Here is a 19,773-nt window from a genome sequence, read left to right as displayed (position 1 = left end):
TCTCTGGAAGGAAAAGGATGAGCTCCATGCGCACCCTCCTCGCGGCCTGGCTGACGCTGTCCACCGCCACCGCCTGGGCCCAGCTGCCGGACGCGGACGCCGACAAGCCCGAGGCCGAGAAGGCCGAAGCAGCGGACAAGGACAAGAAGGTCCCCATCACCGTGGCGCCGTGCGCGGAGGCGCTGCCCGCGCTGCGCACGCCCATGGCCTTCATGCCCGGCGAGGTGCTCGAGTTCGACCTGGACGCCATGGGCGCCCAGGCCGGGAAGATGACGATGCGCGTCCAGAAGCAGAAGGACGGGCACCTGCCGGTGGAGGTGGAGGCGCAGACGAACTCCTTCTTCTCCAAGGTGCGGCGCGTGAAGGGCAGCGCCACCACGTACCTGCACCCGCGCACGCTGCGCCCCAAGCGCTACATCGAGGACACCACGGAGAACGAGCAGCGCCGCAAGGTGGAGGTGGCCTTCGGCGCGAAGGACCGCTCCGTGAAGGTGGACTACCAGGTGGGCAAGCGCCCCAAGGGCCAGTTCAACTACACCTACGACAAGGACGGCCTGGACGTGGCCGGCTCCATCTACCTGCTGCGCCAGCTGCCGCTGCAGGAGAACCTCCAGGTGTGCTTCGACGTGTACGGCGTGCGCCGGCTGTGGCGCATGCAGGGCGCGGTGGTGAAGCGCGAGCAGGTGACGACGCCGCTGGGCCAGTTCAACGCCTGGCACATGCAGGGCATGGCCATCCGCCTCGACAGGCCCTCGCAGAAGCGCGAGGTCCACGTGTGGATTTCCGACGATGCCCGCCGCCTGCCCCTGGCCGCCGTGGGCACCCTGGACCTGGGCGCCGTGCGCGCCACCCTCACCTCCGTCTCCCGCCCCGGCGAGAAGCGCCAGGAGGCCGGCGGCGAGGAGGACATGAAGTGGTGAGCCGCTGACGCGCGGTGGCTGAAGGACTCGCGGGGGGCGCGCGGCCGGAAAATTGACGGGGTGCTACCGGCCTGTAGCGTCCCGGGCATGCCCCCTCCGGCCCTCGCCCTCGCCGCCTCCGCGCAACCGCGCCGCGCCGACCCGGTCCGCGTGGCCATGGAGCGCCTCGCCCACTCCCTTCCTGCCCGCACGGACGCCAAGGTCCTCGTGGACCTGCTGGAGGATGACCTGCGCGAGGGGCTCGACGCGCTCGGGGACGTGGGCGCTCACTTCAACGAGCTGCTGGACACGCTGCGCACCGAGGAGCTGTCCCCGGTGACGTTGCTGGACGCGGGCGAGGACCTCCGCGTCCTCCAGCGGGTGGACCACCTGCACCACGTCATCGTCCAGCTGCGCAAGCGCCTGTCCCAGGCCGCGGCCATGCAGCGCCAGGGCTACGTGCCCACCCGCCTGCGCTGAAAGCCGCCGCGGACACGCGCTCGCAGCCAACCCGCTCGACCTGACGCGCCTCCCGAGAAGCAACGGCCCCGCATCGCCTCGAGGCGATGGGGGCCGTGGCATTTTGGGGCGTCCGCGAACGAAGGGCGGCGCCCTTTTCGTCAGATGCTGGGCGGAACCCCCGTCCCGCCGGGCGAGGTCGCCGGCGCCGCGGGGGCCGCCGGGCTTGCCGGGGTGGTGCTCGGCCCGGGTGTCACGTTGGCCGGCGAAGGCGTGGCCGGAAGGGGCGTGGCCGGGGCGGCGGTGAGCGGCGCGGGCGTGCCCAGCAGCGGTGGCGCCTGGCCCGCGGTGAGCGGCGCGGGCGAGCCCAGGAGCGCGGACGGAGGCGTCGCCGTGTCCGAGTTCAGCGGCGGCGGCGTCGCGAGGATGCCCGTGCTCGACTGGGCCGTCCCGAGGAACGCGTCGAAGGTGCCCGGCGTCGTCCCCTGTACCGAGAAGGTGCCCAGGGTGGACACGCCGCCCGGGGCGGTGGTGAACGCGCTCGTCGCCGGCCCGAAGCCCGACGCCGTCCCCGGCGGCGCCGTCCCCGGCACCACCGCGCCGTTGGCGGCCGACTGCGAGCCCGGCGCGGGCGTGCCCGGCAGGGAGCCGGAGATGTTCACCGGCGGATTCGGCGCCCCCGTGACGGGGAACGTGCCGCTCGTCACGTCTGGCGTCACCGGAAGCCCCGGGACTTCGGAGCCCGGCAGCGACGGCCCCACCGTGGAGCCGGGCGGCGTCACCAGCGCGCCACCCGCCACGCCCGCCACCGACGGCTGCCCCGTCCCGCCCAGCGCCCCGGAGCCCGCCGCGGGCGCCGACGTCGTCGACGTCAACGGTCCACCTACCACCCCGGTGTCCGCGTTCGGCAGGGGTGCCCCCGTCGTCGTCGAGCCGCCGCCGGCCACGCTCGTCCCCAGGGCCGACCCCGTGCCCACGGAGTCACCTTCCAGCGTCCCGGTGCCGTCTCCAGTCCCCGTCCCCGAGCCCCCGGTGCCGGTGGTGGACCCGCCCACGGCCACGATGCCGCCGCCCTCGGTGGCGACGATGTCCCGGCCCCCACCCGCCACGCCCACGTCCGTCGAGGCCCCGGGCGTCGTCTCCGGGCTGCCGCCGCGAGCGGTGGCCAGGTCCGTCGAAGAGGTGCCGCTGCCACCCACGCCCGTCGCGGGCGCGGGCTCGGGCGAGCCGGTGAGCGGCGCCCCGAGGATGGTGGTGGGCGGCGTGGGCGTCAGCGTGCGCCAGTCCGCCGGCGGGTTGCCCGTGTTCTCCACCACGGCCTGCGAAGGCACGGACGTGCCGTCCACGGTGATGGCCACGTCCTCGAGCACGAACTGGATGAAGCCGCGCGGCTCCACCGACGTGGGCAGGTTCCACGCCACCACCACGAGCTCCGTGTCCCCGAAGCGCGCCTGGCGCAGCAGCCGGTGCGTGTCGTCGTCCGAGTACGTGCCCGCGTCCAGCGCCGCCGCGTGCACGAGGGCCGCGTCGGTGAGCAATTGCCCGTTGCGCCACACGCTGCCCACGCCCCACACGGCCGCCGCCGCATGCGTGCGCGTCATCGCCGCCCAGCCCAGCCCGCTGTCGCCGTAGAGCGGCACGCCCAGCAGCACCCCGCCGCCAATGGCGTGGGGAGGCGGGCGGGGAAGCGGGCCCGAGGCGGCCTGTCCCCTCACCTGCGGCGGTGGGAAGCCGGGCCGCGTCAGCTCCACGCGGTACTCCACGATGCCCAGCCGGAAGGTGGCCGACAGCTGCCCCAGGTCGCCGTACGTGGCGCCGGGCAGGGACACCCTGTCCTCCACGGACAGGGAGGCGCTACCCGTGCCTCGCTCGGCCAGGTCGGTGAAGGGCAGTGGTCCTTGGGTGAAGAAGCCGTCCGGCCGCTCGGTCCTCGCGCTGGCCTCTCGGCCCTCGAACGTGAACCCGCCTGGCGCGGAAGCCAGGAAACCGGACAGAAGAAACGTGGTGAAGGGTCCCGCCATCGACGCTGCCTCCTTGTCTCACAAGGTAGGCAGCGGAGCGGGGAACGGCAGTCCCCTCTCCTGAAGGCTAGATGAGGCCCCGGGCGCGGCGGATCTGCTCCACGGTCTTGTTGTACTCGATGTCGAAGGCGCTGGTGCCCTCCTGCAGGTGCTTCAGCCGGGAGCGGGCCTCCTTGTCGATTTCGTCGTCCACGTCCAGGTGCCGCTTCATCACCGCGAAGATCTTCTGACGCAGCACGTTGTCGGCGGCGTACACCTCTTCGACGTTCCGGCTGATGAGGAGGAACTCAATCATCTGGTTGATGACGTACTCGATGCCCTCGTCGCCCATCTTGAAGCCGCGGACGTCCGCCATCTCGCGCTTCACCTGGTTGAACTTCGAGTAGTCATATCCGCGACGCTCCAGCGCCTCACGCGTCGCCTGGTTCACACGTTCCTCGTTGGCGAGGTACTCGCGCATGATGGCGGACAGGTCCATCTCGGCGTCAGCCACGCGCATCGGCTCCACCTCGATGTCCCCGTCCTGCATGAGCTGCTGAATTCCCTCGCGCGAGATGATCGGGATCACCTTCGGATACAGCCTCATGTCGGTCCCTCGCCCTCTCTAAAACATGCTCGGAATCGTGAACCGCTATAAATCAGCGCCGAGCCCAGTCGCAATGAAAAACCCCGGGAACTTCGCGGTTCCAGCGCGCTTCCCCCTCGGTTCTGCAGCGGAAATTAATCACGCCGCACCGGGTGGCGACCCTCCTTGTGATTTTTCGTTCACCGGTTCGCTGGCGTCGTCCAGGGACGCCTGACGTACGGGGTCCTCCGCGTCCTCCTCCGGATTCCCGTGGAGGCCCGCGTGGACGCGCTCGGCCACGGCGGGCCCCACCACCTCCGCCAGCTCCTCGATGGTGGCATCACCCACCCGTTTGAGCGAACCAAAGTGGCGCAGCAACATCTTCCGCCGCGCCTCCCCCACCCCGGGAATGTCCTCCAGCGCCGAGCGCACCCGGCTCTTTCGCAGCACCTGCTTCTGGAAGGTGATTGCAAAGCGGTGCGCCTCGTCCCGCATCCGCGTGAGCATGAACATCTCCGCGGAGTTCTGCTGGAGGACGATGGGGTCCTTCCGCCCCACCGTGAAGACGCGCTCGGGGCTCTTCGCGCTCTCCGCGTCCCGGTCGAAGACCTCCAGATCACGACTCTTGGCGAGGCCCACCACGTCCACCGTGTCCACGCCCAGGTCCTTCATGGCCGCATGGGCGCTGGCGAGCTGGCCCTTGCCGCCGTCGATGACGAGCAGGTCCGGCAAATCGTTGTCCTCCAGCCCTCGCTTGAGCCGGCGCGTCACCACCTCGTACATGCTGGCGAAGTCGTCCTGCTTCTCCAGCGTCTTGATCTTGTACTTGCGGTAGCGCGACTTGTCCGTCTCGCCGTCCGTCACCGCCACCTGCGACGCGACGATGGCGGAGCCCTGGAAGTGCGAGATGTCGAAGCACTCCATGCGGCGCGGGAAGTTGCGCAGGCCCAGCCGCTGCTGGAGGCGGGAGAGCACGCCGTCCGTCTCGTCCTTGGTGCGGCGGCGCTCCAGGAAGGCCTGCTCGGCGTTCTTCGCCGCCATCAGCACCAGGTCGTGCTTCTCGCCGCGCTTGGGCACAGCGAGCCGCACGCGCTCGCCCTTGCGCTCGGTGAGCAGGGCCTCCAGGCCTTCGGTGCCGTCGTCGGGCTCCAGCGGCAGCAGCACCTCCTCCGGCACGAAGCTGCCCTGGTCGTAGTACATGTTCACGAACGAGGAGAGCAGCTCCGCGTCGGGGAACTCCTGGCTGCCGAAGGGGAAGGCCTGCCCGCCGTTGAGCCGGCCCTGCCGCACCCAGAGGACGTAGAACAGGATGCGGTCCCCCTCGCGGTGGAGGGCGAAGACGTCCTGGTCCTTGAAGTCGGTGGTGGCCACCTTCTGCCGCTCCAGGCTGCGCTCAATGGCGTTCAGCTGATCCCTCAGCCGCGCGGCCTCCTCGAACTTCAGCTCCTGGGACGCGCGCTTCATGCGCAGGCGCAGGCCCTCCACCAGCTCGCTGGCCTTGCCCTCGAGGAACATCGTCACCTCGTCCACGCTGCGGCGGTAGTCCTCCTCGGGGACGGGGTGCACACACGGCGCGGGGCAGCGGCCAATCTGATACAGCAGGCAGGGCCGTTTGCGATTGGCCAGCACGTGGTCCGTGCAGGTGCGCAGCCGGAAGTAGCGGTTGATGATGCGCAGCGTCTCGCGGATGGCGCCCGCGCTGGAGTACGGGCCGAAGTAGCGCGCGCCGTCCTTCTCGTACTTGCGCACCACCTCCAGGCGCGGGTACGCCTGCGTCCTGTCCAGCCTCAAGGAGATGAACTGCTTGTCGTCCTTGAGCATCACGTTGAAGCGCGGCTTGTGCTTCTTGATCAGCTCGTTCTCGAGGAGCAGCGCCTCCTTCTCGTTGTGGACGAGCACCGTCTCCAGGTCGCCCAGCAGCTGATCCAACAGTGACACGAAGACGCGCGTGTCCCCGGTGCGCGTGAAGTACGAGCGCACGCGGTTGCGCAGGTTCACCGCCTTGCCCACGTAGATGACCGTGCCCCGGCGGTCCTTCATCAGGTACACGCCGGGCTCGGTGGGAAGGGCGTCCAGCTTCTCCTGGAGCTTCACGTCCATGTTCGCGCGGTCTCCCGACGACTACCGACGGCCCCGAGCCCGTGCCCCGGCTCCACCGCCTCCGCGCCCCCGACCCTTGCCGCGGCCGCGCGCCGGCTCGTCCTCCGCCTTCTTCGCGGGCGCCTTCAAGAGCGAGCGCGAGGCGGGCTTGAGCCCCAGGTCCATGTCCTTGAGCAGCTGCACCCTGTCGCGGTACTCGGCGGCCTTCTCGAACTGCATCTCGTCCGCGGCGGCGAGCATGTCCTTGGTGAACTCCTCGATGAGCCGCTTGATCTCCTTCGGCTGGAGCAGGTCGTCCTCGCCCTCGGCGGCCATGGGCAGGGCGCCCGCGTCCCCCGCGTCGTAGGCAGAGTGCTCGGACAGGTCGGTGATGTTGCTCTTGACGGAGCGCGGGGTGACGCCGTGGTCCTGGTTGTACTTCTTCTGGATGTCGCGGCGGCGCGTCGTCTCGTCGAGCGCCTTCTTCATGGAGTCGGTGATGCTGTCCGAGTACATGATGACGCGGCCGTTGAGGTTTCGGGCCGCGCGGCCGATGGTCTGGATGAGCGACACGTGGCTGCGCAGGAAGCCCTCCTTGTCCGCGTCGAGGATGGCCACCAGTGACACCTCGGGGATGTCCAGGCCCTCGCGCAGCAGGTTGATGCCCACCAGCACGTCGAACTCGCCTTTGCGCAAATCCCGGATGATGGCCATGCGCTCGATGGCGTCGATGTCCGAGTGCAGGTAGCGCACGCGCACGCCCACGTCGGCGTAGTACTCGGTGAGGTCCTCCGCCATGCGCTTGGTGAGCGTCGTCACCAGGACGCGCTCGCTGCGGGCCACGCGCAGGCGCACCTCCTCCAGCAGGTCGTCCACCTGGTTGCCCACGGGACGCGTCTCCACCTCCGGGTCGATGAGGCCCGTGGGGCGGATGATCTGCTCCACCACCACGCCCTGGGACTTCTGCAGCTCGTACTCGGACGGCGTCGCGGAGACGAAGAGGACCTGGGGCACCAGCTCCTCGAACTCGCCGAACTTCAGCGGGCGGTTGTCCAGGGCGCTGGGCATGCGGAAGCCGAAGCTGACCAGCGTCTCCTTTCGCGCGCGGTCTCCCCGGTACATGGCGCCAATCTGCGGCACCGTCTGGTGGCTCTCGTCGATGAAGACCATCAGGTTGCGCGGGAAGTAGTCGATGAGGCACGGGGGCGGCTCACCCGGGGCCCGGCCGGAGAAGTGGCGCGAGTAGTTCTCGATGCCGCTGCAGTAGCCGACCTGTTCAATCATCTCGAGGTCGAACATCGTGCGCTGCTCCAGCCGCTGCGCCTCCAGCAGCTTGCCCTCCTTCTTGAAGAGCTGGAGCTGCTCGGTCAGCTCGTCGCGGATGGTCGTCAGGGCGCGCTTGCGCACGTCCTCGCCGGCCACGTAGTGGCTCGCGGGGAAGATGACGATCTTGTCCAGCGCGCCAATCGTCACGCCGCGCAGCGGGTCGAACTCGGTGATCTTCTCCACCTCGTCGCCGAAGAAGGAGACGCGCACGGCGCGCTCCTCCTCGTAGGCGGGGAACACCTCGACGGTGTCGCCGCGGGCGCGGAAGGTGCCGCGGTGGAAGTCGAGGTCATTGCGCTCGTACTGGGCTTCCACCAGCCGGCGCATGAAGGTGTCGCGGCCCATCTCCTCGCCCACGCCGGCGCGCACCGCCAGGTCCACGTAGCTGCGGGCCGCGCCGAGGCCGTAGATGCAGGACACGGAGGCGACGATGATGACGTCGTCGCGCGTGCGCAGCGAGTGGGTGGCCGAGTGGCGCATCCGCTCGATGTTGTCGTTGATGGACGAGTCCTTCTCGATGAAGGTGTCCGTCGACGGGACGTAGGCCTCGGGCTGGTAGTAGTCGTAGTACGAGACGAAGTACTCGACGGCGTTGTTCGGGAAGAGCGCCTTGAACTCGCCGTAGAGCTGGGCGGCCAGCGTCTTGTTGTGCGCGATGACCAGCGACGGGCGCTTCACGTTGGCGATGACGTTCGCCATGGTGAAGGTCTTGCCCGAACCCGTGACGCCCAGGAGGGTCTGGTAGCGGTCGCCCCGCAGGACGCCCTCCGTGAGCTCTCCAATGGCCCTCGGCTGGTCGCCCTCGGGCTTGTGGTCACTGACGATCTGGAAGTCCGGCATATCCGTGAGGTTTAACACCGCACGGAGGGGAAGGCCGCTCGTTCGTGCCTGCTCGTCGGACGGAGGACGAAGCGCGTGCCTACTTCGGCGCGCCGGGTTTCAACGCCTCCAGGGACTCCAGGCGGGCGGCTTCGAATTCGTCGCCCTTGTTCCAGCGCGGCAGCTCCGGAGCCCGGGCGACATGGGCGCCCAGCAGGAAGAAGAGGCGCACGTCCTCCACCGCGCCGGTGAGGTCCCACTCCGGGCGCAGCTCGTCGGAGGGCTGGTGGTAGTGCTTCGCCTCCCACGCCTCGCGCTGCTGCTTGCCCCACCCTTCCGGCCGCCCCACGAAGTCCATGCCGCTGCCGAAGTAGGCGGCGGGGATGCCCAGCTTGGCGAAGTTGAATTGGTCCGAGCGGTAGAAGAAGCCCCGGTCGGAGAGCTGGTCCGCCTTCACCACCCGCCCCTGCGTTTTCGCCAGGGCGGTGATGGTGGCGTCCAGGTTGGACTTGCCCAGGCCGATGACGGTGAGGTCCTTCGTGCGGCCGTGGATGTTGGCGCCGTCGATGTTGATGTTGGCGGCGACGCGGCCGGCCGGCACGGGCGGGTGCGCGGCGAGGTACTGCGAGCCCAGCAGGCCCTGCTCCTCCGCGGCCACGGCGGCGAAGAGGATGGAGCGGCGCGGAGGCTGCGGCAGCTCGCGGAAGGCCTTCGCCACCGACAGCATCGCCGCCACGCCGGCCGCGTTGTCGAGCGCGCCGTTGTAGATGGTGTCCTCGCCCGGCCGCCCGCCCTGCTTCACGCCCAGGTGGTCATGGTGCGCGCTGTAGAGCACCACCTGCTGGGCCAGCTTCGGGTCGCTGCCGGGCAGCATCGCCAGCACGTTGGCGGTGGGCCGGCGGAGCACCTCGCTGGTGAAGCGCGCGGACACCTTCACGCCGAGCGGCACCGGCTGGAAGTCGCGCTTCTGCGCGGCGGCCCGGAGCGCGTCCAAATCCCTGCCCACGAGCTGCAACACGCGGCGCGTGGCGGCCTCGGTGGTCCACGCCTTGACCTGCGTGCGCGGCCCGTCGGCGGCGGGCAGCTCGAACTGCTCGCCCGTCCACGACGCCTGCACCACCTGCCACGGATAGCCCGCGCTGGGGGTGGTGTGGATGATGATGGCGCCCGCCGCGCCCACCCTGGCGGCCTGCTCGTACTTGTAATCCCAGCGGCCGTACCAGAGCCGCGTGCGGCCGGCGAAGAGCTTGGGGTCGTCCTCGGGGTCGTTGTTGAGGATGAGCAGCGTCTTGCCGCGCAGGTCCATCCCCTTGAAGTCGTCCCACTCGTACTCGGGGGCCTGGATGCCGTAGCCCACGAAGACGAGCTCGGAGTCCTCCAGCTTCGCCTCGGGCGCCTGCACACCGGAGACGGCGATGAAGTCCTCGTGGAACTTCAGCTCCGCCGTGCCCTGCGGCGCGCGGAACGTCATGCCCTTCGGATGGCTGGTGATGCCCACCAGGTCGAACTGCTGGAAGTACGAGCCGTCCGTGCCCGCGGGCTGCAGGCCCAGCGCCTCGAACTGCGAGGCGATGTACGCCTGCCCCAGCGCGTCTCCGCGGGTGCCGGGGCCCCGGCCCTCGAGCAGGTCGTGAGCGAGGAAGCGCACGTGCGCGCGCAGCACGTCCGGGACGATGACCGCGGACGCGGCCTTCTCCGCGGGCGTGACGAGCGGCGTGCGCTGCGCGAGCGCGGGGACGGCACAGAGGGCGAGGAGCAGGGACACCAGGTGCTTCATGGTGCCCGGAGCCCTAACACGAAGCTCCGGGCCCATGCAGCAGCCACGTCAGCCCTGCGCCGGGGCCACCTTCCACGTCGTCCCGGCAGGCGTGTCCATGATCTCCACGCCCTTCTCCTTCAGCGTCCCGCGCACCCGGTCCGCCGCCGCGAAGTCCTTCGCGGCGCGCGCGGCGGTCCGCTCGCCGAGCAGGCGCTCGACTTCCGCCACGTCGATGCCCCGCTCGCGCACCGCCCTGTCACGGCGGCGCAGGAGCCACTGGCTCGCTTCGTCCTCGAAGATTCCGAGGATGCCGGACACCCGGCGCACGTCCTCGCGCAGGGCCTGGAGCGTGCGCCCCACCAGCGCCTTGTCCTTCACCGGCGGCTTGTCGACCAGTTCGTTCATCAGCACGAAGAGGCCGGACAGCACGCCGAGCGCACCCGCGCTGTTGAAGTCGTCGTCCATGGCGGACTCGAACTCGGTGAAGAAGCGGTGCGGCTCGCCGTGGAGCGGGCCCTTGCCGAAGTCCTTGCCCGCCACGCGGTCGTCCACCTTGCGCAGCGTTTCGTAGAAGTACTCCAGGCGCGCTTCGGCATCCGCCAGCGCCTTGTCGGCGAAGTTCAGCGGGTGGCGGTAGTGCGTGGAGAGGAAGAAGAAGCGCAGGGCCTCCGGGTCCACCTTGGCCAGGGCGTCGCGCAGGCGCACCACGTTGCCCAGCGACTTGGACATCTTCGCGCCTTCGAGGTCCAGGAAGCCGCAGTGCATCCAGTACTTCGCGAAGGGCTTGTTGTTGGCGGACTCGCTCTGGGCAATCTCGTTCTCGTGGTGGGGGAAGATGAGGTCCAGCGCCCCGCCATGGATGTCGAACGTCTCGCCCAGGTACTTCGCGCTCATCGCCGAGCACTCGATGTGCCAGCCCGGCCGTCCCGGCCCCCAGGGACTGTCCCAGGCGGGCTCGCCCGGCTTGGCGGCCTTCCACAGCGCGAAGTCCAACGGCTCGCGCTTCTGCTCGCCCGGCTGGACGCGCTCGCCCACGCACAGGTCGTCCAGGTTGCGCTTGGAGAGCTTCGCGTAGTCCGCGTCACTGCTCACCGAGAAGTACACGTCGCCCTGGGACGCGTACGCATGGCCGTTGTCGACGAGCTTCTGGATGATGCCGATGATTTCGGGGATGTGCTCGCTCACCTTCGGCGAGACGTCCGGCTCCAGCAGGTGCAGCCCCCGCGCGTCCTCGCGGAAGATCTCCACGTAGCGGTTCGACAATTCCACCGCCGTCTCGCCCGTCTCCGCGGCGGCCTTGATGATCTTGTCGTCCACGTCGGTGTAGTTGCGCACGTAGCGCACCTTGAACCCCCGGTGGCGGAGGTAGCGCACCACCACGTCGAAGGAGGTGAAGGTGCGCGCATTGCCGATGTGGATGTAGCTATACGTGGTAGGACCACACACATAGACCCCGACCTCGCCAGGGGTGGCGGGCTCCAGCAGCTCCTTCTGCATGGTCATCGTGTTGAAGAGCCGGATGGCTGGCGAGGTCACGTGCGGCAATCCTCCGTGTGTCCGTAGTCGTGGGTGTGGCCGTCACTCTAGGATCGCGGTCCCCAGACAGGCCAGCATTCACGGGGGATTCGCGGGTTTTGGGCGGCGTTGCGCAGTAGCGTGCACTGCCGCCGGGAAACTTCGGATGCTTGGAACGGACAACGCTTCACGCCGCCCCCAATCAGGGAGAATGGCCGTATGGCTCCACCCAATCCCAAGCGCCCGCCCCGCCCTCCCCGCCCGCCGGGTACGCAGGCGCCGAAGGACTCCGACGTGGAGCTGCCCTTCGATGATGACGAAGTAGACCCCCTGAGGGCTGACGACCCGCGCCCGCAGCGCGTGCCCCAGTATCCCGCCGGCTCCCGCCGCAGCCGCCGCCAGGGCAGCGGGCGCGAGAGCCATGACCGGGAGCTCGCGCCGCGGTTCGACTGGACGCACGAGTACTCGGACCCGGGCCATCCGCCCGCCTTCCTGTACGTCGAACGGGGGCCCGGCCTTGGCCAGCTCGTGCCGGTGAAGCAGGGGCCGCTGGTGATGGGGCGCTCGTCCTCGTCGGACCTGCGGCTGCAGCACCCGTCCATCAGCCGCCGCCACGCGCAGCTCACGCGGCGCGCGGACCGCTTCTACCTGAAGGACCTGAGCAGCCAGAACGGCACCTTCCTCAACCGGAACAGAGTCACCGCCGAGTCGGAAGTGATGCCGGGTGACGAGATTTCCATGGGCAACGCGCTGCTGCGGCTGCGCGGCCCGGGCAGCACGCCCGCCCTGGGCGTTCCCATCGTCACCGCCACCAACACCCTCCCGGACGGAGGCAAGAGGAAGGGCTTTGGCACCCTCGGCATCGCGCTCATCGCGGCGGCGCTGGGCTCGGCCGTGGCGGCGCTCGTCACCGTCATCGCGGTGAACTTCGGAGGCAGCGACACCGACCTTCCTCCCACGCCCGGCGGCCGCTCGAATCCCTCGACGCCCGTCACGCAGCTGGCCGGCATGGAGGCACGGCCGGAGACCAGCGGCACGGAGTTCCAGGCGAAGCGCGGCCTCGGCTCCGCAGCCACGGCGGCGGACCACGTCGCGGAGGCGTCCGGCGAGGCACCGCGAAACGGCGTCACCGGGGCAGAGGGACTGGCGGCGCGCGACGAGTCCCTTCGAAACGCCGCACCCGGGACCCAGGCTGCGACGGCTGGCGAGGCACCTCGAAACGCCGCCGGGGCCCAGGCCGCGACGGATGACGAGGCACCTCGAAACGCCGCTGCCGGGGCCCAGGCCGCGACGGCTGGCGAGGCACTTCGAAACGCCGCTCCCGGAGCTCGCACTCCAGCGTCCGGCGAGGCGCCTGGAAGCTCCGCGACCGAGGACGAGGAAATGGCGGAGCAGCCCATGGCTTCCGGGCGCCCGACCGCCGAGGCCCGCACTCCTGCGGTGCGCATCGAGGTGTCCCCCGGGCCCAGCGCCATGGACGTGGCGCGCGGACTGGCGGGCGCGTCGGCGGCGAAGCAGGGCGCCTCTTCCGCCCACGTGACGGCGGGAGGCACGAAGGGACGTACCGGCGCGGCCTCCCGAGCGGAGGCGGAGGTGCTGAAGCGCTACGAGGCGGGCGAGGTGTCCGCGGCGCACGAGCGGGCCCGGGCGGCGAAGCTCACGGCCCTGTCCAACCAGCTCGCCCGCTTCGAGCACGCCGAGGCCGAGTACCGCAAGGCGCTGTCGAAGCGCGATTTGCCGCGCGCCATCACCCACCTCACCACCGCGGTGACGGTGGACGAAACGCTCGCGTCGGGCCGGAGCCAGCACGGCCCGCAGCTGCGCAAGCAGCTGGCGGACCTGCACGTGAAGGCGGGCACCGAGCATGGCGCGGCGGGCCGGGTGGACGCGGCGCGCACCGCCTTCGAGCAGGCGCTGAAGTACGACGCCAACCACCGCGAGGCCCGCGAGCTGCTCGCACGGCTCAGCTCCGCCGCAGTCCCTTGACCAGCAGCACCGCGTTGAGGGCGATGAAGGCGACGAGCGCCAGGGACACCAGCACGAGTCCCCGGTCCGCTCCCGGCTGATCCCCTTCGATGAGCAGCCACAGCCGGCCTTCGTGGGGCTGCACCTCGCCCATGCTCCGCAGCAGGGCGAGCGCGTCGCGGTAGCGCGGCGCGTCCTCCTCCGACAGGAGCCTCCCGCGCACGGCGAAGGGCCGCTGGTCCGGCTGCGGCGGCGGCCGTCCCTCCGTCCACTGCTCCCCGTCCAGCGCGCCCCGGCGCACGACGAAGGGCGACTCGCGCAGCCCCACCAGCACGTAGAGGCCGCCGTCGGCGCGCTCGTAGGCGCCTCGCGCCGTGGGGATGCCGTGCACCTGGGCGTAGCGGTTGGAGGTGAGCGCCTCGTACCGGTACGCGCCCTCCGTGCCCAGCGTCAGCGGCGCCCTCGGGGAGAAGAAGTACGCCAGGTCCCGGCGCTGCATGGCCAGCAGCACGCCGGCCACGATGATGGCCAGCACCGCCGCCAGCGGCTTCACCCCCACGCGGCGGCGCGCCAGCCGCGCCTCCAGCTCGGCGATGCGGCGGTCCCGCTCCTCCTGCTCCGTCGATGTGGGCAGCGGCTCGCTCATGGCGTTGACATGAACATGGCGTGGAAAGACGAAGCCCCGAGCTCCCATCAAGGGAACCCGGGGCGGAGAGTCTCGGGCGTGGGCCCGACGGCTCAGGCGAGGTTGAAGATCTTCTTCAGGTCCGACTCGATCTCTTCCTCGGAGCAGTCCTTGGCCAGCGACAGCTCCTTGATGAGCAGCGAGCGCGCCGTGTCGAGCATCTTCCGCTCGCCGAAGGACAGGTCCTTGTCACCCTTGAGGAGGTAGAGGTCGCGCAGCACTTCGGCGATCTCGAAGACGGAGCCCGTCTTGATCTTCTCCATGTACTCCCGGTAGCGACGGTTCCACGTCGTGGAGTCGACCGAGATGTCCTTCTCCTTGAGGATGGAGTAGACCTGCTTGACGTCCTCCTCGCTGATGATCTCCCGGAGGCCGACCGACCCGACCTTGTTGATCGGGATCATGATCCGCATCCCGTTCTCGAGGATGCGCAGCACGTAGAAGGACTGGCGCTGCCCGGCCACCTCGGTGTGCTCGATACCCATTACCTCACCGACGCCCTGGCCCGGATAAACCGCCTTGTCACCAGTCTTGAAGCTGGTCTGCACTAACTGCCTCCTTGAAAGACTCGATGCCGGCCTTTCAGCCGGGCACTACTACCACAAACCACATCCACGGGCAACGATAACGCCTTGACCACCCCTTACGGCCCCGACTACGTTGTCGGTTTTCGTACGCGGTGTCGCCAGGTGTGCGAGCCCGCGTGGCGACGGTGGCGGGTGGGGGTCGGGTGGATCGTCATGCGTGGCGCGACCTGGGGACGCGTCCTCTCTTCTTTCCCGCGCTGAGCCTCACGCTCGGCGCCCTCTGCGCACCAGCAACACCGCTGGAGCCGCTGCCATTTCTGGTTTGCGCGGCTTTGCTGGGAGCGCTCGGACTGACGCTCGCTCGCCTGCCTGGTGCCCATCTGGCGGTGCTCGGGGCGCTGGGGGCGGCGGGAGCGGGGCTCGCCTGCTGGGAGGCGCGAGTCGAGGTGCCGGAGGGACTCGCGGCCGGCGGCCCGGTGGTGCTGGAGGGCGAGGCGGAGCGCGTGGAGCGCTTCGACGGGGCCAGCCGGGTGCGCCTGGCGGTGGCTCGCGCCGGGGCGCCGGACGGGCCGCTGGAGCCGGCGCGCTTCCGGGTGAGCCTGTCGCTGCGCGGTGCGCCCGTGGCCCTGCTGCCGGGGCAGCGCGTGCGGGTGGAGACGCGGCTCGCGCCGGATGCGCCGCCCGGCAACCCGGGGGAGAAGGACTTCGGCGGCGCGCGGCGGCGGCAGGGCGTGGCCTTCACCGGCGGGGCGGACGCGGGGCGCGTGCTGGTGCTCTCCCCTGCCCCGGGGTGGCGGAGCACGCTGGAGGAGACTCGCGCGCGGCTGGCGGTGGCGGTGCATGCGGTGGCGCCGTCGAAGGACGCGGCGGCGCTGTTCCTCACGCTGGCCGCGGGACAGCGCGCGGAGCTGGATGACGCCTGGGAGGACGCGTTCTCCCGCGCGGGGCTGGCGCACGTGCTGAGCGTCAGCGGGCTGCACGTGGCGGCGCTGGCGCTGATGACACTGGCGCTGCTGCGGCGTGGGCTGGTTCGCGCCGGAGCCCGGTGGCGGAAGCTGGATGCACGGCGGGTGGCGGCGCCCGCCGCGGTGCCCTTCGTCTGGGCCTATGTACTCTTCACCGGCAACCAGCCGCCCGCGGTGCGCTCGGCGGTGATGGCCACGGTGGTGCTGCTGGGGCTGGCCCTGTGGCGGCGCGCGGATGGGCTCAACGGGCTGGCCGCCGCGGCGGTGGTGCTGGTGGCCTGGGCGCCATCCAGCGTGATGGATTTGTCGCTGCGCCTGTCGTTCCTCGCGGTGCTGGGGCTGGTGCTGCTGTCACCTCCGCTGCGCGAGGCCCTGCCCCTGGCCCCGCCGGACCCGAGCGAGCCCCGGCGCGTGCTGCGGTGGTGGGGACAGGCGCGCGAGGCGGTGGCGCAGACCCTGAGCGCGAGCGCCGCCGCCACGCTGGCGGGACTGCCCGTGGTGGCCGCGGCCTTCGGGCGCGTGAGCCTGGCGGGGCTCGTGTCCAACGTCGTCGCCCTGCCCCTGTGCGGGCTGCTCACGGGCCTGGCCGCGGGTGGGGCCGCGCTCTTCGTGGTGGCGCCCTTCCTCGCCACGCCGGTGCTGTGGGCCGGCGCGTGGGCATCCGAGCTGCTGCTGGCCATCACCCGCCTCTTCGCCGCCGCGCCCCTGGCCGCTGTGGAGGTGCCCGCGCTGGGAGGGCTGGCGGCGGCGCTGTACGCCGTGGGGCTGCTGACGTGGTCGCTCGGCACGGGGCGGTGGCGGCTGGGCGGGTGGCTGGCGCCCGTGGCGCTCGTGGGGACGGTGCTGGCGCCAGGGCTTTTGCCGGAGCCGGGCCTGCGCGTCACCTTCCTCTCGGTGGGCCAGGGCGACGCGGTGGTGCTCAGCTCCCGGGGACACCATGCGTTGGTGGACGGCGGCGGCGTGCCCGGGGGCATGGACACCGGCGCGCGCTTCGTCGTGCCCTATCTCGAGCAGGCGGGCATCTCCCGGTTGGACCTGGCGGTGTTGTCCCATCCGCACCCGGACCATGCGCTGGGCCTGGCCTCGGCGCTGACGCAGGTGCCCACCGAGCGGCTGTGGATGCCCGCGGGGGATGGGGACGGCCCGCTGTCGCGGCAGGTGGTGGCCGCGGCGCGCGACGCACGCGTGGAGGAGGTGGAGGCCGGCCACCCGGCGCTTCACCTGGGAGAGGCGACGGTGGAGGTGCTGGGGCCGCCCGGGGCCCTGGAGCGCGAGCTGCTGGAAGGCGTGAATGACCGGAGCGTGGTGCTGCGGGTGCGGCATGGCGCCGTCACCGTGCTGCTCGCGGGCGACGTGGAGGAGGACGGCGAGGCCGCGCTGCTCGAGCAGGTCGGCGCGGTGACGGTGATGAAGGCGCCGCACCATGGCTCCCGGACCTCGTCCACGCAGGCCCTGCTCGCGAAGGCGCGGCCCCGGCACGTCGTCTTCTGCGTGGGACGGCGCAACCGCTATGGCTTCCCCCACCCCGAGGTGGAGGCGCGCTACCGGGCCATGGGCAGTGAGTGCTGGCGGACGGACCTGGACGGAGCCGTCACCGTGGAGAGCGATGGGCAGGACGTCCGGCTGGTCTCCTTCCTGCCGCGCAAGCCTCCGCCGGAGAAGCCCCGGGTTGCCGTCGGGAAGGAGCATCAACAACCTTCGGACGATGATTTCAGAGGATCTCGATCTCCAGCAGTTGACCGCCGAGCTGAAGCGGACGCTCGGCCCCGGTGAGCCCGTCGGCTATCTGCGCGGCAAGGCGCTCATGCGGGACGTGCTCGTGCACCTGAAGGGCTTCTCGGAGCTCGAGGCCGAGGAGCTCGTCGACACGTTGGAGCTTCGCGGCTTCCTGCGCTTCCTGGGCGACCCGTCCGAGCGTTCGGTGGCGGACGCCCACTGGGACATCACTCCGCACGCCTGAGCGCGGGCACCTTCGCTACTGGAAGGTCAGCCAGCCGAAGCGCGGCAGCGCGTGGAAGTCACCCACGTAGAGCGGTGAGAAGGCCTGCCCTTCCACCGAGCGGCGTCCGTGGTGCTCCAGCCGGTAGAGGTTGAAGCGCCAGCGGTCGCCCTTGCGCGGTGGCACCTGCGGGACTTCGGCCAGGCGCGCGAAGGGAATCTGCATCTCCACCGTCCAGCCCTGGTCCTTGTCGGACGCGTCGTCCAGCGTGCCGCGCACCTTCACCGCCGACTTCATCCCGGAGTCCCAGGTGCGGTCCATGCCCTGCCGGCGCGCGGGGAAATAGGCGTCGAAGATGACGTTGTGCGGGGACACCTGCAGCTCGTTGTACGTGCGCCCGTCCGCGTTGGCGTCGAGGAAGATTTCCACCACCTCCTCCTCGTAGATGGAGTCATCGCGGTTGCGCAGCGTGCCCCAGATGTCCGGGTCCTCGCTGTCGAAGGCCACGTACAGGTTGGCGTCGTCGTAGGCGAGGCGGGCCTCGGTGCGCAGCTGCGCGGGCCGCCCGTCGAAGCTGCCGCGCAGCACCACGGGCCGGGCGTCCTTCCACGCGGCGTCGTCGAGCACTCCGTCGATGGTGGGAGCCTTCGTCACGCGGCCGACGGTGTACTCCGGCAGCTCGGGAGCGGCGCCGCCGAGCTGCGGCCCCAGCATCCGCTGGGCGCCGTCCTGGGCGCGGGCGTCGTCCACGGGCAGGCGCTCGTCGCCGCGCCAGAAGCCGAGCACCACGCGCGCGGGCATGTTGGGCATGGGGACGGCGTGGACGTCCTCGATGACCTTGCCCACCGGCCACGACGCGAGCGGCGCGGCGCCGCCCTGCACCTCGTGGTCGGCGTTGAAGAGCATGCCCCCGCTGGCGACGTCCACCACGTGGACGAAGAAGCCGTAGCCCTTCGGCGGTGGGCGCGTGGCCTGGAAGTAGTGGGCGAGGCGCACCTGCTCGCCGGGCGCGGCGTTCTCCGGCGTCACCTTCGTCCCCAGGTACACCACCGTGCCGCCGGCGAAGGTGGCCCCGCTGCGGAAGGTGAGGTCCGAGGGCGCTGCGTCCAGGGCCCGCGCCTGGGCCGGCGCGGGCAGGCGGGGCGCGCGCTGGTGCGGGCCGGCCTGCTCGTCGCGGCAGGCGGCGAGGCACATGAGCGTCAGGAGCGGGAGGAGGACTTTGGGCGGGAGGCGCATCGGGGCCGGGCATCCTAGCGGGCTTCGCGAAGGTTGGGTCGGACTGCTGACGAGGCAGGCCCGTGCGGTGCGAAGCGCGGGGGCGGACGGGCCGGCAAGGGAGCAGCGCCGCGGGACGGGAACGAACAGCCTGGACGCTGCATCCCATCAGCCCTGGACACGGGTGCATCCGGCCGGGTTGGACGAGCGGACACGGCGCGCGCTACGACAGGTGCATGCGCCCCTTCCTGACGGCCACGTGGCGGTATCTCGTCATGCTCAACTACGAGGTGGACCCGGAGGTGCTTCGGCCTCTCGTACCTCGCGGGACGGAGCTGGACACGTGGCAGGGCAAGGCCTTCGCCAGCATGGTGGGCTTCCGCTTCCTGGACACGCGCGTGCGCGGCCTGCCCGTGCCGTTCCACCAGAACTTCGACGAGGTCAACCTGCGCTACTACGTGCGCCACCGCGGCCCCGAGGGCTGGCGGCGCGGCGTGGCGTTCGTGAAGGAAATCGTCCCGCGACTCGCCATCGCCACGGTGGCGCGCGTGCTCTACAACGAGCCGTACATCGCGCTGCCCATGCGGCACACGGTGGAGATGCACGGCGCGGAGCAGGGCACGCCGGGCCGGCTGGAATACGCGTGGAAGGCCGGTGGACGCTGGCAGCACCTGGCGGCGCGCACGCGCGGCGCGCCCCAGGCCAGCGCGCCCGGCTCGGAGGAGGAGTTCATCACCGAGCACTACTGGGGCTACACGCCACAGCGGGACGGTGGCTGCGCGGAGTACCGCGTGGAGCACCCGCGCTGGTCCGTGTGGCAGGCGGACGGCTTGGAGTTGGACTGCGACGTGCGCGGGCTGTACGGCGCGCGCTTCGAGCCCTTCCTGCGAGGAAGGCCGAGCTCGGCGTTCGTCGCGGATGGCTCGGAGGTGTCCGTCTACCCCGGCACGCGACTGCCGGCCGGAGCTCCGGACGCGGCGGCTCCCGGTGTCGACCAGGCGGCGTGAGCTCCGCCCTTCCGGGTGACCCGGGCTG

General features: G+C 70.8%; 15 protein-coding genes. 6 read left to right on the top strand and 9 right to left on the bottom strand.

The window, feature by feature from the left end:
* The first annotated feature begins 17 nt into the window (after window positions 1-17).
* A complete protein-coding gene (locus ACX9TP_RS14955) occupies window positions 18-920 on the top strand; it encodes a DUF3108 domain-containing protein (RefSeq protein WP_482980402.1) in 903 nt (300 codons plus the stop codon).
* 87 nt (window positions 921-1,007) lie between these two features.
* The gene (locus ACX9TP_RS14950) at window positions 1,008-1,379 is read left to right on the top strand and encodes a hypothetical protein (RefSeq protein ID WP_482980401.1); all 372 of its coding nucleotides are present in this window, start codon (window positions 1,008-1,010) and stop codon (window positions 1,377-1,379) included.
* A 140-nt stretch (window positions 1,380-1,519) separates the two neighbouring features.
* Here the strand turns inward: ACX9TP_RS14950 and ACX9TP_RS14945 are convergent, their stop codons facing one another.
* From ACX9TP_RS14945 to cysS, 6 genes are all read right to left on the bottom strand, one after another.
* The gene (locus ACX9TP_RS14945) at window positions 1,520-3,379 is read right to left on the bottom strand and encodes a hypothetical protein (protein ID WP_482980400.1); all 1,860 of its coding nucleotides are present in this window, start codon (window positions 3,377-3,379) and stop codon (window positions 1,520-1,522) included.
* A 67-nt stretch (window positions 3,380-3,446) separates the two neighbouring features.
* Entirely contained in the window at window positions 3,447-3,965 is a 519-nt protein-coding gene (locus ACX9TP_RS14940; RefSeq protein WP_163996900.1) for a DUF507 family protein, read from the bottom strand.
* Between the two features lie 138 nt (window positions 3,966-4,103).
* Window positions 4,104-6,044, bottom strand: a complete 1,941-nt coding sequence (gene uvrC / locus ACX9TP_RS14935) for an excinuclease ABC subunit UvrC (RefSeq protein ID WP_482980399.1) — start codon at window positions 6,042-6,044, stop codon at window positions 4,104-4,106.
* Between the two features lie 21 nt (window positions 6,045-6,065).
* Window positions 6,066-8,189: an excinuclease ABC subunit UvrB gene (gene uvrB / locus ACX9TP_RS14930; protein WP_482980398.1), complete on the bottom strand. Its 2,124-nt coding sequence runs from the start codon at window positions 8,187-8,189 to the stop codon at window positions 6,066-6,068.
* A 79-nt stretch (window positions 8,190-8,268) separates the two neighbouring features.
* On the bottom strand, window positions 8,269-9,945 hold the full coding sequence (locus tag ACX9TP_RS14925) for a M28 family metallopeptidase (RefSeq protein WP_482980397.1): 1,677 nt from the start codon (window positions 9,943-9,945) through the stop codon (window positions 8,269-8,271).
* A 48-nt stretch (window positions 9,946-9,993) separates the two neighbouring features.
* Complete coding sequence (gene cysS / locus ACX9TP_RS14920; protein ID WP_482982170.1) at window positions 9,994-11,430, bottom strand: cysteine--tRNA ligase; 1,437 nt, start codon at window positions 11,428-11,430, stop codon at window positions 9,994-9,996.
* A gap of 231 nt (window positions 11,431-11,661) precedes the next feature.
* Here cysS and ACX9TP_RS14915 point away from each other — a divergent pair, with 231 nt between their 5' ends.
* A complete protein-coding gene (locus ACX9TP_RS14915) occupies window positions 11,662-13,428 on the top strand; it encodes an FHA domain-containing protein (RefSeq protein WP_482980396.1) in 1,767 nt (588 codons plus the stop codon).
* Here ACX9TP_RS14915 and ACX9TP_RS14910 read toward each other — a convergent pair.
* On the bottom strand, window positions 13,406-14,053 hold the full coding sequence (locus tag ACX9TP_RS14910) for a hypothetical protein (RefSeq protein ID WP_482980395.1): 648 nt from the start codon (window positions 14,051-14,053) through the stop codon (window positions 13,406-13,408). The genes ACX9TP_RS14915 and ACX9TP_RS14910 overlap by 23 nt on opposite strands.
* A gap of 92 nt (window positions 14,054-14,145) precedes the next feature.
* Entirely contained in the window at window positions 14,146-14,640 is a 495-nt protein-coding gene (locus tag ACX9TP_RS14905) for a CarD family transcriptional regulator (RefSeq protein WP_013939202.1), read from the bottom strand.
* Between the two features lie 182 nt (window positions 14,641-14,822).
* On the opposite strand from ACX9TP_RS14905, the gene ACX9TP_RS14900 reads away from it, so the two are divergent.
* Both ACX9TP_RS14900 and ACX9TP_RS14895 read left to right on the top strand, forming a co-directional pair.
* Window positions 14,823-17,357, top strand: a complete 2,535-nt coding sequence (locus ACX9TP_RS14900) for a DNA internalization-related competence protein ComEC/Rec2 (RefSeq protein ID WP_482980394.1) — start codon at window positions 14,823-14,825, stop codon at window positions 17,355-17,357.
* Window positions 17,290-17,544: a hypothetical protein gene (locus ACX9TP_RS14895; RefSeq protein WP_482980393.1), complete on the top strand. Its 255-nt coding sequence runs from the start codon at window positions 17,290-17,292 to the stop codon at window positions 17,542-17,544. The genes ACX9TP_RS14900 and ACX9TP_RS14895 overlap by 68 nt, the downstream gene beginning before the upstream one ends.
* Window positions 17,545-17,559: 15 nt before the next feature.
* Here the strand turns inward: ACX9TP_RS14895 and ACX9TP_RS14890 are convergent, their stop codons facing one another.
* Entirely contained in the window at window positions 17,560-18,759 is a 1,200-nt protein-coding gene (locus ACX9TP_RS14890) for a carbohydrate-binding family 9-like protein (RefSeq protein ID WP_482980392.1), read from the bottom strand.
* A 215-nt stretch (window positions 18,760-18,974) separates the two neighbouring features.
* On the opposite strand from ACX9TP_RS14890, the gene ACX9TP_RS14885 reads away from it, so the two are divergent.
* Window positions 18,975-19,745, top strand: coding sequence for a YqjF family protein (locus ACX9TP_RS14885; RefSeq protein WP_482980391.1), 771 nt, complete (start codon window positions 18,975-18,977; stop codon window positions 19,743-19,745).
* The last annotated feature ends 28 nt before the right edge of the window (window positions 19,746-19,773 follow it).

The organism is Pyxidicoccus sp. M15 (genome assembly GCF_056858435.1).
This window is presented reverse-complemented; position numbering and strand designations above follow the sequence as displayed.